20 protein-coding genes are annotated in these 15609 nt (G+C 62.8%); 9 read left to right on the forward strand and 11 right to left on the reverse strand.

The features are described from left to right. Nucleotides 1-210 precede the first annotated feature (210 nt). Nucleotides 211-813 (reverse strand): hypothetical protein, encoded by a 603-nt coding sequence (locus ACQP1G_RS31415; RefSeq protein WP_433193237.1) that lies wholly within the window; start codon nt 811-813, stop codon nt 211-213. A gap of 383 nt (nt 814-1196) precedes the next feature. Here ACQP1G_RS31415 and ACQP1G_RS31420 point away from each other — a divergent pair, with 383 nt between their 5' ends. Continuing rightward, nucleotides 1197-1529 (forward strand): hypothetical protein, encoded by a 333-nt coding sequence (locus ACQP1G_RS31420; protein WP_433208976.1) that lies wholly within the window; start codon nt 1197-1199, stop codon nt 1527-1529. Here ACQP1G_RS31420 and ACQP1G_RS31425 read toward each other — a convergent pair. From ACQP1G_RS31425 to ACQP1G_RS31450, 6 genes are all read right to left on the reverse strand, one after another. After that, on the reverse strand, nt 1519-2031 hold the full coding sequence (locus tag ACQP1G_RS31425; protein ID WP_433193239.1) for a hypothetical protein: 513 nt from the start codon (nt 2029-2031) through the stop codon (nt 1519-1521). The genes ACQP1G_RS31420 and ACQP1G_RS31425 overlap by 11 nt on opposite strands. A 12-nt stretch (nt 2032-2043) precedes the next feature. Then, nucleotides 2044-3357 (reverse strand): hypothetical protein, encoded by a 1314-nt coding sequence (locus ACQP1G_RS31430; RefSeq protein WP_433193241.1) that lies wholly within the window; start codon nt 3355-3357, stop codon nt 2044-2046. 5 nt (nt 3358-3362) lie between these two features. Further along, complete coding sequence (locus tag ACQP1G_RS31435; protein WP_433193242.1) at nt 3363-3662, reverse strand: WXG100 family type VII secretion target; 300 nt, start codon at nt 3660-3662, stop codon at nt 3363-3365. Then, on the reverse strand, nt 3659-3997 hold the full coding sequence (locus ACQP1G_RS31440; protein WP_433193244.1) for an ESX-1 secretion-associated protein: 339 nt from the start codon (nt 3995-3997) through the stop codon (nt 3659-3661). Before ACQP1G_RS31440 ends, ACQP1G_RS31435 begins: the two co-directional genes overlap by 4 nt. 189 nt (nt 3998-4186) lie before the next feature. Next, nucleotides 4187-4864, reverse strand: coding sequence for a RibD family protein (locus ACQP1G_RS31445; RefSeq protein WP_433208979.1), 678 nt, complete (start codon nt 4862-4864; stop codon nt 4187-4189). 103 nt (nt 4865-4967) lie between these two features. After that, entirely contained in the window at nt 4968-5381 is a 414-nt protein-coding gene (locus ACQP1G_RS31450) for a hypothetical protein (protein WP_433193245.1), read from the reverse strand. A gap of 108 nt (nt 5382-5489) precedes the next feature. Between ACQP1G_RS31450 and ACQP1G_RS31455 the strand changes: the two genes are divergently transcribed. The 4 genes from ACQP1G_RS31455 to ACQP1G_RS31470 all read left to right on the forward strand — a co-directional run bounded on the left by ACQP1G_RS31455 (nt 5490) and on the right by ACQP1G_RS31470 (nt 8604). Further along, nucleotides 5490-6113, forward strand: a complete 624-nt coding sequence (locus ACQP1G_RS31455; RefSeq protein WP_433208982.1) for a DUF3558 domain-containing protein — start codon at nt 5490-5492, stop codon at nt 6111-6113. Nucleotides 6114-6248: 135 nt separating this feature from the next. Further along, nucleotides 6249-7511 (forward strand): hypothetical protein, encoded by a 1263-nt coding sequence (locus ACQP1G_RS31460; RefSeq protein ID WP_433193246.1) that lies wholly within the window; start codon nt 6249-6251, stop codon nt 7509-7511. Next, on the forward strand, nt 7508-8005 hold the full coding sequence (locus ACQP1G_RS31465; protein WP_433193247.1) for a hypothetical protein: 498 nt from the start codon (nt 7508-7510) through the stop codon (nt 8003-8005). Before ACQP1G_RS31460 ends, ACQP1G_RS31465 begins: the two co-directional genes overlap by 4 nt. 68 nt (nt 8006-8073) lie before the next feature. Further along, complete coding sequence (locus ACQP1G_RS31470; protein WP_433193248.1) at nt 8074-8604, forward strand: hypothetical protein; 531 nt, start codon at nt 8074-8076, stop codon at nt 8602-8604. A 571-nt stretch (nt 8605-9175) separates the two neighbouring features. Here the strand turns inward: ACQP1G_RS31470 and ACQP1G_RS31475 are convergent. From ACQP1G_RS31475 to infC, 4 genes are all read right to left on the reverse strand, one after another. Further along, a complete protein-coding gene (locus ACQP1G_RS31475; protein WP_433193249.1) occupies nt 9176-9973 on the reverse strand; it encodes a TrmH family RNA methyltransferase in 798 nt (265 codons plus the stop codon). A gap of 38 nt (nt 9974-10011) precedes the next feature. Beyond that, a complete protein-coding gene (gene rplT, locus ACQP1G_RS31480; protein ID WP_040689024.1) occupies nt 10012-10392 on the reverse strand; it encodes a 50S ribosomal protein L20 in 381 nt (126 codons plus the stop codon). A gap of 128 nt (nt 10393-10520) precedes the next feature. After that, nucleotides 10521-10715 carry a 50S ribosomal protein L35 gene (rpmI, locus tag ACQP1G_RS31485; RefSeq protein ID WP_040689021.1) on the reverse strand — a complete coding sequence of 65 codons (195 nt, stop codon included), beginning with the start codon at nt 10713-10715 and terminating at the stop codon, nt 10521-10523. Between the two features lie 60 nt (nt 10716-10775). Further along, nucleotides 10776-11462: a translation initiation factor IF-3 gene (gene infC / locus ACQP1G_RS31490; RefSeq protein ID WP_433208985.1), complete on the reverse strand. Its 687-nt coding sequence runs from the start codon at nt 11460-11462 to the stop codon at nt 10776-10778. Nucleotides 11463-11800: 338 nt separating this feature from the next. On the opposite strand from infC, the gene ACQP1G_RS31495 reads away from it, so the two are divergent. The 4 genes from ACQP1G_RS31495 (at nt 11801) to ACQP1G_RS31510 (ending at nt 15539) form a co-directional block, all read left to right on the forward strand. After that, the gene (locus tag ACQP1G_RS31495; RefSeq protein ID WP_433193250.1) at nt 11801-12148 is read left to right on the forward strand and encodes a DUF1844 domain-containing protein; all 348 of its coding nucleotides are present in this window, start codon (nt 11801-11803) and stop codon (nt 12146-12148) included. A 66-nt stretch (nt 12149-12214) separates the two neighbouring features. Further along, a complete protein-coding gene (locus ACQP1G_RS31500) occupies nt 12215-12832 on the forward strand; it encodes a TetR/AcrR family transcriptional regulator (RefSeq protein ID WP_433193251.1) in 618 nt (205 codons plus the stop codon). A 94-nt stretch (nt 12833-12926) separates the two neighbouring features. Continuing rightward, entirely contained in the window at nt 12927-14471 is a 1545-nt protein-coding gene (locus ACQP1G_RS31505) for an FAD-dependent monooxygenase (protein ID WP_433208988.1), read from the forward strand. 360 nt (nt 14472-14831) lie between these two features. Then, entirely contained in the window at nt 14832-15539 is a 708-nt protein-coding gene (locus ACQP1G_RS31510; RefSeq protein ID WP_433193252.1) for an alpha/beta fold hydrolase, read from the forward strand. Nucleotides 15540-15609 lie beyond the last annotated feature (70 nt).

Consider the following 15609-nt stretch of genomic DNA (forward strand, 5'->3'; position numbering starts at 1 on the left):
GGGTGATCAACGCGGCCGCCGTGTGGGTCTTGCCGGTGCCGAGAGCTTGCTGCCCAACCCGCGACCAGATGTCGCTCTCGGGTTGCGGCACACCAGCTTTCGCGAGCTCGACCAGCGCATCCGCTACAGACGTACCTCGACCACGCCCATGATCGCTATTGATTCATCAGCGTCGCGGAGGCGTCATCGGTCGCGAAATCGGCAATCCAATTACCGTGTGCCCGCCCTGATCTGGGCGATCATCTCCGACAGTTGCACCACTCGTGCATCGCTCTCCCCGTGCCAGGCCGCCAGCTGCGCGTGCAATTTCCGCAGTCGCGTCAGCGCGGCCCGCACCTGACCGCTGTGTACCTGGCAGGTGGCCACCTGCCGTTGGCAGTACATGACCTGGTCGTCATAGGGTCCCCGCTCCGCGGTGAGGTCGTCGATCAGGTCGCTGTAGAACGCGCCGGCCTGGACATAGTCACCGGATTCCAGACACAGATCGGCCAGCCGAACCCGCGCGTCGACGACGTCCACATCGCGAGCGCCGAGCTGTGGCACGGCAACGCCGAGAGAGTCTTTCAACCCTCCGATGGCAGGCACGTAACGGGACTCGTCGGCGAGGTCGCGAGCACGGCGGACCGCCCGATCGAGATCACCGCGGGTGAACTCGGGCGCGGGAGCCGCATCGCCGACTTCGGGCCGCTTCTGGATCACCGCGGTCCGTGTCGTTGCGGAGGCACCGATGGCTGCCGCATACAGTCGTGCGGGGCTCGCCGGATCAGGACGTTCTATCAGCCCGTCGAGCGGACCGACATACCGCATCAGCACCCCGTGCACGGTCGCGTGAGTCGGTGGAACGCATCACTGGAATAACCGCAAACGAGAGAAGCCACTCGGCAGCTGGACCAATGATTATTCGCACTCAATGCGACACCTATGCCGTCAGCTACGGAGTCGGTCAACATATTCTCGATCCATACTATCGGGATGACGAATTTGGTCTCAGGTTCCACTAGATGCCTTGATCAAGATGGCATTATTCGCATTAGAAATCAGCTAATGAACGGGCGCGGCCGTGTCGACTAACATTCTGTCGCACGCGGAGACCATATCGACGGCTTTGGATTCGATCGACTTAGCGCAGTCGTACGCCGAATCTGCGGAATGGTAAGTGAAGTACCTCTAACATCGCTCTCCGCACTAAGAAGTCGATCCGGGTCGAGTGCACAGAATCCACGATCAAGCTACCTCTTGCCACAAACCCGGAGGACTTTCTAAGTGACCTACAAGTAATCGAGGAGGTTTGCACCCGACACGATCCGCTGCCAGATCTTCGGTTCATCGACCGCCTCCGCCCGCTTGATAGGCGCATCAGAAAGGCGGTCGATGCCAGATCAAAACTTGAGTCGATGGTTGCAGACTCCGACCACCCCAGGCTATCCATCGGCGTCCCTGAAGCGTGCCAGGATGGCTACAGCATCGCGCATACCGTAGTGGTGCCGGAGAACTATCGGTCGGTGACTGAGCCCCAGGTCAATCGTTGATATCATCTGAGTCGTAGTTTATTTCGAGGTCGGCTGGCCGGGATGGCCACGGGGGGGCCTGAATTCTGGCTCCTGACCATTTGTCTACGGTCACAACCGGATAATCTGACTGATTTGCGATACCCGATCGGTTCCAAATGAGAATATCGCCCCAGAAAACCTCAGCTGGTATCTCGGGGCGCCGATCGGACACAAACATGTTCCACCCATTTCGGAAGCCGATTCGCAAGCTGCCGGACTTGAAGAATACTGGCGATACGATTGGCCCTGTAAGCATCTTTTCGATTTCAGATTTCGGCCAGTGCGTGATCACATGACGGTTAGGATCGTCTTCGGCAAGTGATCGTGGCGAGAGTTCGGTACCGTATCCGGCAGCTATCCTGAATCCGGAATCGAGGTGGAATTCGAATCCATCGGGCCGCCATTCCGTATTGGCAATACGGCTTCCACGTAAAGGTTGTATTATCCACCTGTCGTCGTACTCTTTAATCTCCGAGTTCACATCTATCCTTCGTCATCTTTCCAGCTCGTCGCGGATATTTCCAATACTATCGTCTGACGCGGTGCCGTCCGGCTTCTTCACGTATACCTCACCGGATTCCAGATCGACCACAACATCTGGATTCTTATTCGCACCATCCCCGCGCCACGCCCCGTAAGCCTTGATTCTGTGGATGGCTTCTCTGACATCTTTCGCTGGCACACCATAGTAACTGGCGATCTTGTTGATCTTCGTTGTCTGTGAGGACGTGGTAAACGCGCCACTAGGGCTGTTCGGATTGATGTCATCCGAATCGGCATCATCGATGAGTACCTTCATGGCAATGATGGCACCGAGTTTGGTGGCGATATCGGTGAGGCTGGGGACATTGTCGAACGCGGTGACCGTGAAGGCTGTGGTTCCCGCGACTGCCGCCGCCGTGCCGATTATTTTGATGAGTTTGCTTGTGTCGTAGGTGCTTTTGAGCACTCTGGCGGTGTTGCCGGCGATCGCTACGACGCCGACGCCGGCGGCGACGTCGCTGAGTGCGGCGGTGATCCAGGAGGCGGCGACGCCGATGAAGACAGTGGTTCCGGCTGCTATCAAGGCGTTGGTGACCGCGTCACGGAATTTGTCGCGGGTTTCGGAGGTGGCGGTGCTGTATTCCGCGACGGGGGTGGCGAGGTTGAGGGATGCGGAGGCAAGTTGGGTGGCGCCGCCGTTGAGGGTGGTGAGGTGGCCGAGGAGGGGGTCGAGGCCTTTCTTGTCCTGGATGTCGCTGAAGAGGTTGGTGATCTCGGTGATCCTGGATGCGGCATCGGTGATGGTTTTGTGTTCGGCGAACGTTTTCCAGGTCGATGCGGCCTTGGCGAGTTTGTCTTTGTTGCCGTTGGGCAGCTTGCTGCCGAATTCGTCCTGGATCTTCCCGACCAGGGCGTCGTAGAAGCCGGGGATACTGCCCTTTCCCTCGGTGACACCGTCGCCGTTGTTGCCGACCGAAGTCGGGATTGTCACCTTGTACTCCGACATCGCCGTCACGGTGGGCGGGTCGGGCATCGGGTTGGAGTTATTGGCCAGTGCCCAGTTGTGTCCGGCGGCGTAGAGCATATTGCCGAAGTTGGTGAGGGCGTCGGCCAGGTTCGTGCAGGTCTGCATCGTTTCCTGGGCGACGCGGTCGTAGGTCTTGCCCCATGGTTCGCAGCCCCCGGTGTCACCGGCCATGCCCGCGCATTCACCTTTGACCACATCGTGGACCGGTTTGTCGGCGGCACGAAGGTCGGTGGCCAGGGCGTGGCATTTGTTGCCGGCGTCGTAGTAGGTCTGCCAGTCGATAACCAGTACACCCATGTGTCTTACCCCTGGGAGAACATTTTGTAATTGGTGTCGTGGGCGGTGGTGTAGCGCGCGTGGGCCGCCTTGGCAGCGTCGCTGACATCCTTCACACCTTCGACGAATTCCCTTGCCCCGTTGACCCATTGAGCGTGGGCATCGGCATACGCCTGGGCGGCAACGCCTTCCCACCCGGTGCCGGCCAGGGTGGCGACCCGGTCATCGATCTCATCGAGATGCTCGCCAATGAACCCGGCCAGACCCGACAGACGGACCACGATCTCATCGAGATGGTCCAGGTCGACCGAAAACTGAGAGTTCATGGCAGATCCAAACTCGAAGTGTTCAAGGACGCAGCGTTGCTCTCATCACGTGCCTGATAGGTGTCTGCAGTGACGCCAAGCTTTTCCGCCATCCCAGTCAGGGCGGTCATGATTTTGGTGCCGCCATCGTGGACGTCGGTCCAGCCCTCGGAGAATTCGTTGGCCGCGTCCCCGGTCCAGCTGCCATCGGTCAGCGAAGCGACGTCCTTCGCGGCGGAATCCAACGCCGTGCGCAGTGCCTCGGCCAACTCGTAAACGTACTTGCCGACCTCGCGCACCTTCTCGGGCACCACCGAGAGGTTCTGGCCAGAGGCTGGTGTCCCCCCATCACTCATGACGCGAATCCTAACCGAAACGCGTTGGGGGTAGCGAGAGAGCGAGGTGGGAGACCTTGGTCGGTTGCGTTCCGCTCAGCACACATAGAGGACGTCGGCGGCGATATTGATTAGGCCTCGATCCGTCGATATGTTCGCTATTTCAACACACATCCAGCCGCCGATTCCGTCCGTGGATCGAGGCTCAGTTCAGCTGTGTGTGGAGTCGTTCTTGGGGCGATAGCGCAGTAGCCCGACGTCACCGATTTGTGTGACGTCGACGAGTTGCATCCGTCGTCGGGAACCTCCGGGGAAGGCGGCCGGGTTCACGAAGCGTGGCGCATCGGCTTGTCCGACCAGCAGCGGAGCGACAGCGAGGTGGAGCTCGTCGGCGAGGTCGGCGGACAGGACCGCGGTGTGGATGCTGGTGCCGCCCTCGATCATCAGTTGACCGATGCCGCGGTCTCCTAGATCGTCCAGGAGGACGGCAAAGTCGACGGCATCGCCGAGGGGCGCGATGTCGGCGAGCTCACCCAGTTGATGGTGGAGCTTCTCCGCGCCCGTGTCGGTGGTGTATACGATCGGCTTTCGTTCCTCGACGCCGTGATGCCAGGACCGGGCGGCGGGGTCGAGCTCCCCGGATGCTGTGACCACGACTTTCTGTAGATGTGCTGGTTTGCCGGCAGCGGCGCGAGCGGCGAGACGTTCTTCGGTCTTGATGATCAGTCGCGGATTGTCTCGGCGCAGGGTCTCGGCACCGATGAGAATCGCGTCAGACTCGGTGCGCACCTGATCGACACGGTCGAAGTCGGCGTCGTTCGACAAGTAGAGGCGTTCTGGAATCGTGTCATCGATGTAGCAGTCGACACTGACCGCGACGGACAGGATCTCGTAGGGTCAGGGCATTTCGCGGCCTTCCACTTCTCGAATTCATCAACTCCGTGGCGGCTCGGCCGCGAATGACGGGTACTAGCGACCGATTTCGAGCAGATCATTCGACCGTGCCGGACAATTCAGCCCTGTCAAGGTTGTGAATCCACGACGGTTCCGCCGCCCGTTCGGAGTCGTGAAACGCATCAAATGACTTGCCGCGCTGCGGCGAAAGGTAGGGCCTCGAGCCGTGCATGATGGCTCGATTCTGTACGGCGACAGTGTCTTTCGTCGGTTGCAGTGTCGACCTGAGCCAGGATGCGAACCCGAGCAAGCTGTCTGTCTGCCGACGCTGGGCCATGGCGATACCGAAGAGCGTCTCGCGAACCGACGGGTGCAGCTGGGGTGCTGCGGCGCGAGCCTTGTTGAGCGCGGCCAAGGCGCGGTCGGGCCTGCCGGGCATCAGCCAGGCACGGGCGTTGTCCTGCCAGTGGTGCGCGATACGGGTTAGTCGACAACGCCGCGGCGCCTGCATTCGGACCGAGTGGTTCGGCTTGCTTGCGTTCTGAAATGATCACGGATGACTAGTGACCGTCTGGTCCCGCTGGGATAGGTCGGCGACCTCAACGATCAGGGTTTGATGATGAGAAGAATCTTCGCCGCTGGTTGCCTGGTGGTGAGTGCGGCGACGCTGGTCGCCTGTGCTGGTAGTTCCACCGATCAGGGCGGGAAAACGGTGGTTTCGGCGATGGCCTCGCCCGCGCCGACCGCCTCCGTGCAGGTGAGTGTTCCACCGGCGCCGGTGCAGACCGGCGCCGAACAGGTTCGGTTCGATCCGTGTGTGCGTGTGGGCGACGACCTGGTGACCCGGGCCGGATTCGACCCAGCGACTCGCGAAAGAGACACAGCCGAAAGCGTTTCCACGCTTTTCACGAAGATCGGCTGCCAATTCTGGCGTGAGGTACTCGTCGATGGCGAGAAATACCCCACTGGCGGGTTGTCGGTGACGTCGAGCGACTTGACTCTTGACGATGCTCGGAAGAACACGGGCAACAGCATCTTCAACTCCGACCCGATCGGCGGACGCGAGGCCGTGCTGTACCGGACTCCGCTGATCGACGGCGCTTGCTGGGCGTCGATCAAATCATCCGACGGGACGTTCACGGTTGGCCTGATTGTGCCCCCCGGTCCGGTTACCGTGCCGCCGCCCTGTGACCAGATCCGCCAGATCGCCGAAATCTTCAGCGAATCGCTCGGCACCAACTAATACCTCCATTCGATGGACCATGCCCGTTGACGGACGATGCCCGCCCGTCTAGAGTCCGGGCGGGCGAGTCTGGCTGTGGGGCAACGATGTTCGGCTCCACTTCGGGGAAAAGTAGAGAGTTAGGGCACTATACGGATGGCTGAGACGTTCGCGGCGAATCCCAGCGAAATTGCTGGTTTGAGTAACCTTTTCAGCTCGATAGCTGGGGATGCCCTGTTGGCGTCCAGCTTTGTGGCGAAGGAGGGGAAGGCGGCGGATTGGCTCCACGGGCCGATCATCGACACACTTGTGGCCCCTATCAATGATGCGGCTGACTGGATGTCCAGGCGCCACGCGGTACTCGCGAATACCACCCTTGGCACCAGTACCGAGCTCAATAAGGCCGCCTGGATGTATCACAGCCAGGATCAGAAGTCCTACGCCGCGCTGAACGCACATACCGAATCGAATCTTCCGGCAGATGACAGCGTCGAAGAGATCGGCGTGACCGCGCAATACGACGGTGCCGCCACCTACCCGAAGCCGGAGTCTTTCAAACTCGAAGCGCCGGCGGCGAACAAAGAGGAGCTCGCAGGTCTCGTCGCCGACGTTTTCCCGGTGCTCGGCAGGGTGAACGAGTCCATCAAGAGCATCACTCGCGCGGCGGGAACCGAATACGATCCGCTGGTAACATGCTTGGAGCCGATTCCGGGAAACTGGTCCGAGATCCGCAGGCTCGGTGAGGTTTACAAGGCAGCCGGCAACGGGCTGGAGGCATGCGGTAAGAATCTCGAATCCGGCGTGAAGCGGATCGACGGTAGCACGGACGGTAAACCCAATTGGGACGGTAAAGCCTCCGTATCCTTCAGCGAGTGGGCGACCAAGCAAGCCGCGGCGATGAAATGGGAAGGCCCCGTCGGCCGGATCGTCAGTGATTGTGCGGGCAAGGTCGCCGACGAGATCAGAGACGGCATCAAAGCCATCCTCGAAGGGCTGTGGGGGATGCTCAACAAGTATGTCGATTTCGACGACATCAAGGGCGCTCTCAAGTCGGTCGCCAATATCTTGTCCGCGGCCGTCCCGGGCCTCGGCGCTGCCCGCATCGCCAAGCTGGTCGTTGACATCGGCCTTGTCATCAAAGCCGCCTTCGACGTGGTATTGAAGATCAAAGAGCTTGCCGATGCCTTCAAGAAGCTCCTCGACATCATCAAGGATCCGGTAGGCCAGTTGAAGGAGAAGGGGAAACAGAAGCTGGACGAGGCCATCGCGCCGGTCACCAAGAAAGTTGACGACGCGACCCGTAAGGCGGCCCTCGCCAAGGATATCGAACAAATTTCCCATTACGGCGACACCGTGGACCGCCCCACACAGTCGTATGACGCCGGGTCCGGCACCGCACCGTGGGAGAACGCGTCATGACGAAACCCCAATGGGGCAGCATGCGGGAGCCCGATCTCGACCCTGAGGTGGAGGCGATCGCTCGGAAAGTCATGGACGCGGTAGACAACCTACGCACCGCCACCATCCGAATGTCCAACATAGACATTGACGAACTCTTCGACGGCCCCACCGAGGTGACCGAGGAATTCATCTCGATGGTCGCCGGTATGGACACCGCGTCTCCGGCGCTGAAGGCGTACGCCGAACGCGTCGGTAACGGTGAATGCCGTTGGTGCGACATCGAAACCCTCGCCCGCCCGGTACCACCGGAAGTCGCCGAGATGAAGAGTTCGCCGCTGTTCATCTGGAAGTGGACCCCGGAACCCCCGCAAACGCCCACCCCGCCTCCGGCCCCCACATGGTCGCCCACCCAGACCCCCATCCGTCGTCCGCGACCAGGCGAAGCCGTGGTCGGCCCCAGCGACTGGCCGGACGACTTCGAGGATCACCCCGATGAACGGCGCTGGCGCTGAGATACATTGAGCCGTGACTTCGCGTTCCGAGGTGCCGTTACAGCCGGTGGGCTACTCGAGGAGTTGGTATGGGGCGGTCCGTGAAGATGATCGGCCCGATGTCGCTGGTGTGGATGCTGAGTGTCCCGGTAGCGGCGGTGGCCTTTATGGCGGGCACGCTGAACCTGGGTGCCGCGATAGTTCGGTGGACCGGTTCCCAACTCGCCATGGCGCTGTTTCTTCCTGTGAGCATATTGGTGGGTGCGGGTGCGTGGATGCTTGTGCTAGCCGCTGCATGGCGGCTGCGCCGGAATTACTTGCGGCGGGCCGGGTCCTCGATGTCCGCAGTGGTGGTCGAGTCGGATCTGCGATACAAGTACCGTTCGGGCACGCTGAATTTCGATCTATGGCGGGTGAACGTTGAAGCCCAGTTTCCGCACCCCGACTCGGGTGCGGAGGTTCGCGTGCAGAAGCAGTACCTCTACCCTCAATTCCGCGAGGCCAAAGCCCGAGCGCTGGTCGAGCGACTGAGCGTCGGTTCTTCGGTTCCCGTTGTGGTCCGCAAGAATTGCGCATTGTTCGACATTCCCAAACGGCCCGTCTGGGCCGATATCTGGTGAAGGCTACCGACTCCGGCCTTCGGGGATTGCATAGCTGACCTCCGTATCGAGCGTCAGACCGTGTTCGTCAGAGCGCGAACGGCGCCACTCGCACCAACGTAGTCGTGACGGATTCGGCTGGGCTATCGAGCTCAATCCTGGCCTGAGCACGGCCACTGCCATCGTCTTCGATATGCCACCGGGGCCGGTACCGTCGGTGCTGCAGTTCCACGACTCGATGTTCTCGGGCGGGGTCAAGGTCCGGGTCGGTTAGCGAGAAAGAGTTCGGGCACCTTTGACGTAGTCAAGGGCGACCCAACCGCCCAGCGACACCGCCAGAAACGACGCGGAGGTGACATTCAGCCGCGTACAGCCACTGTCTGTACCGGCCCGAGCCGAGCGGAGGGCCGTACGGGCTCGGTGAGTACGGGCTCACCCGGCCCAGGCGTTCCGCTGCGAGTTCGCGCCCGGCCTATTTCGTGTGCTGGACCCGATGCGGTCCAAGTCTGCTGGGCCGAAGACCTCCACGAAGACCTCCGCAACCACGGCGACTGACCAGTCCACAATCAGCCGGAGTCGACTTGGACGGCAGCTACCTCGCGAAGCGGACGCGAGAGTTCGCGTAGAGGCAGATCGACGCGGCGGTGGCGAGGTTCAGGCTCTCGGCGCGGCCGCGGATCGGGATTCGGATGCGGTGGTCGGCGCGGGCGGCCACGGCCGGGTCCAAGCCGTGGGCCTCGTTGCCGAACAGCCAGGCGACCGGGCGCGTGAACAAATCGTCGGCGTCGTCGAGGTCGACCTCGCCGTCAGCGGCGGTGGCCAGGATCGTGATACCCGCTGCGGCAATGGCATCCAGGGTTTCCGCGACATCACGGCTCCGCGCGATCGGCACATGGAACAGGCTGCCCGCACTCGCGCGCACGCACTTTCCGTTGTGCGGGTCGACGGTCTCCCCTGCCAGCACGACACCATCGGCACCGACCGCGTCGACAACCCGAATCAGCGTGCCCGCGTTGCCCGGTTCAGCGATCTCGACCGGTACGGCCAGCATCCGCGGCCCCGCCCCGAGTACCTCGTCGAGTGGCACATCGATCAACTCGCACACCGCGACAAGCCCAGGGGCGGTAACGGTTTCACCGAGGTGCTGCGCGGCCCGGTCGCTCACCAGCGTGGCCCGTACCCCCATGCCGACCGCCGAGGCAACCAATTCGTGCTCGCGTACCGCGGCGTCGGTCGAATAGAACAGCTCCCGCACCCGTCCCGTATCCAGCGCCGCCGCAACCGAATTCGCCCCTTCGGCGAGGAACAGTCCGGTCTTGCGGCGGGCAACGGAACGATGGAGCTTGACAGCGGAAACGACCCGCGGATTGCGCTCGGAGAGCGCGTCCACGGGTCGTTCCGAATGCTGTGTCGTCACGCAGCCGCGAATCAGGCGGCCGGGGCGTTGACGTCCTGCGGAAGGGCGGCCTTGGCGACGGCGACCAGACCGGCGAACGCCTCGGCGTCGGAGACGGCCAGCTCGGCGAGGATCTTGCGGTCCACCTCGACACCGGCGGCCTTCAGGCCCTGGATGAAGCGGTTGTAGGTGATGTCGTTGAGGCGCGCCGCGGCGTTGATACGGGCGATCCACAGCTTGCGGAAGTCACCCTTGCGCGCCCGGCGGTCCCGGTAGGCGTAGGTGAGCGAGTGCAGCTGCTGTTCCTTGGCCTTGCGGTACAGCCGCGAGCGCTGGCCACGGTAGCCCTTGGAAGCCTCGAGAACGGAACGACGCTTCTTCTGAGCGTTGACGGCCCTTTTGACGCGTGCCATGGGTCAGTCCTTTGTCGATCTAGGGGGCGCATGCGTCGCGCCCCGGAATTGGTCGGTGGTCGGCGTCCGGAATCCCGGTCGCGCGGGTGCTGGCCTATCGAGCGACCTATCAGCGGTCGCGAGCGGTCTCAGAGACCGAGGAGGCGCTTGACGCGAGGGACGTCAACGGACGCGACGGCCTCCGTGCCGTCCAGACGACGAGTCCGGCGAGTGGACTTGTGCTCGAGCAGGTGGCGACGGTTCGCCTGCTGACGCAGCAGCTTGCCACGGCCCGAAACCTTGAATCGCTTCGAGGCGCCGCTGTGGCTCTTCATCTTCGGCATGGATTCCTCTATCTGTCTCGTGCCGGTGGCCCTCGCGGACCACCGGTTTTCTGATCGGTATTACTGCGGGTCGGCCGGCGCCGCCTGCTCGGCGGCCGGTGCGTCCGCAGCCGGTGCGGGAGCAGCCGGAGCTTCGGTGGCGGTGGGACGCGGTGCCCGCGAATCCTCCTGCGCCTTCACCCGCGTCTTCGCACCCTTATGCGGCGCGAGGACCATGGTCATATTGCGACCGTCCTGCTTGGCGGAGGTCTCGACGAAACCCAACTCGGCGACGTCGGAGGCCAAACGCTGCAACAGCCGGAAACCCAATTCGGGGCGCGACTGCTCACGACCGCGGAACATGATCGTCACCTTGACCTTCGAACCCGCCTCGAGGAAGCGAACAACGTTGCGCTTCTTGGTCTCGTAGTCGTGGTCGTCGATCTTGGGACGGAGCTTCTGCTCCTTGATCACGGTCTGCACCTGGTTCTTGCGAGACTCGCGCGCCTTCTGCGCCGTCTCGTACTTGAACTTGCCGTAGTCCATGATCTTGCAGACCGGTGGACGGGCATCCGGCGCGACCTCGACCAAGTCGAGATCCGCCTCGAGGGCGACGCGTAGTGCATCTTCAACACGCACGATCCCAACCTGTTCACCACCCGGTCCGATAAGTCGGACCTCGGGAACACGGATGCGATCGTTGATGCGGGTCTCAGTGCTGATGGGGCCTCCTAGGTCAAGCGGTGTCGTCTGACGACCGCACGCAATAACGGCAACCCCTTTTCAACACAAAAGCCCCGGTGCGGTATTCCGCAACGGGGCCCGAGTCGACCGGCCTTCGACCACGAACATGCTCGTGGTCGACCTTGTCCGTAATGATCCGTGAGGACCCTCCGCACAAGAAAACCGCCCTCGGAAGGGCGGATGACCGGACCGTTTAACCAGTACGATTACTCGTCGGCAACGGTGGGAGTCGGGCTCCACTTATCAGCCCCGAGCAAGCCCGGGGCGGTCGTCAGCGGAAAGTCTAACATTCCCACTCGCTATCGCCGAATCACCCCGCCCCGCCGGTCGCGCCCGCCCACTACGATGCCATCCTCGTGCACATGAGTGACGAGGTATCCGACGCGACCGACGTCCGCGAGCTGGCCGATATCCCCGCGGTCGAGATCATCAGCCGCGCCGCGATGATGTTGATGAGCGCGGCCGCGGAGAAGCTCGGACTCTCCGACGAGGACCCGGACAACAGCCCGCGCCGCGATCTGGACGAGGCACGTCGCCTGATCACCGCGCTCGCCGGGCTGATCACCTCGTCCATCGAGTACTTCGGGCCGCATGCCGGTCCCTACCGCGACGGTCTGAAGTCGCTGCAACTCGCCTTCCGTGAGTCCTCGGCGCATCCCGACGAGCCCGGTAAGGGTCCAGGCGAGAAGTACACCGGCCCGGTCTACTGAGTTCGGCAAAAAATTGCCCGGCGGGAAATATTGCCCGCCGGGCACTTTTGTCGGTACGCTAGAGCCATGCCGGAAGAACAGGTGCTGGGTCTGCGGGAACGCAAGAAGCTCGATACCCGCAAGGCGCTGAGCGACGCGGCGCTCGAATTAGCGCTCGAACGGGGCCTGAGCAACATCACGCGTGACGACATCGCCGCCCGCGCGGGCGTGTCGGTGCGGACCTTCAACAACTACTTCACCGGTAAATACGAGGCGTTGGCGTACCGCCAGATCGAGCGGATCCACCGCAGCCTCGACGCACTGCGGAATCGGCCCGCGGCCGAACCGCTCTGGTCCGCCATCACGGCGGCTGTCCTCGACCCGCTGGAGGCCGACGGCGTGCAGCACGCGCTGCCGACCGCCCCGCAGCGGTCGATGGTCCGCGAACTGCTCGCGGCACCGGAGACTCGAATCGCGGTGTCCAAGGGCATCTTCGACGATTGGGTCGAGGTGATCGCGAAACGCACCGGAACCGATCCGGGGCGCGATATCTATCCACATCTGGTGGCCGGGGTGCTCGGGGCCGTCTACCAGTCCGCCACGGAGGCCTACGTCCGGGCGGACCCACCGGTGCTGCTCACCACACTCGTCCGGGAGGCGATCGATCAGGTGGCCGCCGGGCTACCCGATCCATCCGCCGACTGAGCGGCACAGCTGCACCTGCCGACCGAGCGGCACAACTCTATCCATTCGACACCACGTAACAAGGGGTCTATTCGTCATGCCCGAAATATCTGCCATGCCCGAAATATCTACCGACGTTGTCATTTCCGGTGCCGGGCCGAACGGTCTGCTGCTCGCCTGCGAACTCGCACTGGCCGGCGTGCGTCCGATCGTGCTGGAGAAACTGAGCGAGCCCAGCGCCGAGCCGAAGGCGAACGGCCTTGTCGGCCAAGTAATTCGGCTGCTGGATATGCGCGGCCTGTACCACGAATTCGGCGGCGCGCCGGGCGCTCCCCGACCCATGCCCGGCTATCTGTTCAGTGGGATGCCGGTGTCATTCGCCGAAGTTGCGAACAATCCGATGTACGCGCTGCTCATCTCCCAGCCGAAACTGGTTCGCCTGTTGGAGAAAAGGGCACGCGAACTCGGTATCGAAATCCGTTGGGGCCATGAGCTGACCGATCTGGTCCAGCAGGACGGGCGCGTGACCGTCACAGTGACGGGTCCCGACCGCCAGTACGACCTGACCACCACATACTTGGTCGCGGCCGACGGCGGCAAGAGTTTCGTCCGCAAACACACCGGAATCGAATTCCCCGGCAGCACAAACGCATCGAAGTTGGTCCGGATGGCGCATGTGAGCGTGCCGGCGGAACTGCGCACCGGAGACGGCGGCATCCTGATTCCCGGCCTCGGGCGACTTCCCTTCGGACACAACCGACTCGAACGAGGCATGTTCATCTTCGCAGAGCTCGAACCCGGCCGCCCGTTGGTCGCGACCATGGAGTTCGACGGCGATCCGGTACCGGAGGACACTCCGATGACGCTCGACGAACTGCGGGCGAGTCTGCAGCGAGTGCTCGGCGTCGACCTGCCGATCGCGCCACCGCCCGGATCCGGCCCGCACACTTTGCGCCGGACCGAAGGCCAGAACACTCGACTGGCCGAACGCTATCGCGACGGAAATGTGTTCCTGCTCGGCGATTCCGCGCATGTGCACTCCGCGATGGGCGGGCCCGGCCTCAACCTGGGGTTGCAGGACGCGGCCAATCTCGGCTGGAAGCTCGCCGCACAGGTGAACGGTTGGGCGCCCGCGGAACTGCTGGACACCTATCACCGCGAGCGATACCCGGTCGGCGAGCGCGTAATGATGCACTCGCTGACCCAGCTCGCACTGATGGCGCCCGGTCCGGAGGTCACCGCGCTGCGCGAGTTCATGGGCGAACTACTCGAGGCACCGGAAAACGCAGCGCATATCGCACATCTGCTCGCCGGATCCGATATCCGCTACGACATCGGCGATCCGCACCCGCTGTCCGGACGCATGGTCCCGGAGCTCACCCTCGAAACCTCGGACGGCCCAACGCGTATCGCCGATCTGCTCCACTCGGCGCGAGGTGTACTGATCCAGCTGACCGAGGATGGCGGGTTCGCCGATATCGCGGGCGGCTGGAACGACCGCGTCGACACCGTGATCGCAACCTGTCCGGACGCGCCCGCCGACGCGCTACTCATCCGACCGGACGGATATGTGGCCTGGGCAGGCGAAGTCGGTACCGACGATGACCGGCTCCGAAACGCACTGACGCGGTGGTTCGGCTCAGCTCGAGACTCGCGCTAACAGGCGATACGGCCCGCCCGGCTCCACCGAGATGTGGCTCGGGCGGGCGGGCCGATACCAACGACGACCGAACGCGGAACACAGCCGATGACGACCGGCCACGAATGCAATGATCCGTGGCCCAGCCAGTGCAGAACTCGATCCACGGCGCATCAGTACGGACGGGTTCCTGAGGTTGGCCGCCAGCAATGCGGGGCAATTCGCGCAGCCGTTCGTCACCGATCTCACGGGCCATGTCACTCGACCGAAGTAGTTCATCTTGTGAACAACGAAACGCTCTGTGTGCGTGGATATCTCGGTGGCCCAGACAAACTGCTGCAGATTTGTGTTCCGCAGGGTTCGGCATGCGATGCTCACCGGATGGCACGGATACTTCTGATTCCCGGATTCTGGCTCGGCGCGTGGGCATGGGACGACGTCGCGGAAGATCTGCGCGGCCGGGGTGACGATGTGCTGGCGCTGACCCTGCCCGGACTCGATCCGGCCGATGACGACCGGCTGGACGCGACCCTGGAAATGCAGGCGCAGACCATCCTCGACGCCATCGCCCCCGACGATGCGGTGGTGGTCGTCGCGCACTCCGGCGGCGCGGCGGCCGCCTATCTCGCCACCGATATCGCCCCGGAACGCTTCAGCCGCGGTATCTATGTCGATGCGGCCCCGCTCCCCAACGGCTTCATCCTCAATTCCGCCCTGGACGAGTCGATTCGCGAACTCGCACTACCGGATTGGGGTCAGTTGGAGGCCGACGGCAACAGCCTCACCGGTTTGGACGAGATGTCTCTGGCCCGCTTCCGCGAACGCGCCGTCTCCGAACCCGCCGGAGTCGCCGCCGCTCCCCTGCGACTGAGCGATTCACCCGCACGCCGTGCCATCCCGACAACGGTGATCTGCAACAGCATCACCGCCGACCTGGTCAAAAAACTCCGCGATGTGGGACAGGAACCGATGTTCGCCGAGTTGACCAAAATCGACGCCGAATACATCGACCTGCCCACCGGCCATTGGCCGATGTGGTCCAGATACAAGGAACTCGCAGAGCTGATCCACACCGTCGCGAACCGCTGAAGCACCGGCCACCCATTCGGTTCCGTCCAGGCGAGTCAAAAGGTGGCTCGAAACCCAACCCGCAATAACC

It is taken from the genome of Nocardia sp. CA-107356, assembly GCF_050946365.1.
Taxonomy (GTDB): domain Bacteria; phylum Actinomycetota; class Actinomycetes; order Mycobacteriales; family Mycobacteriaceae; genus Nocardia.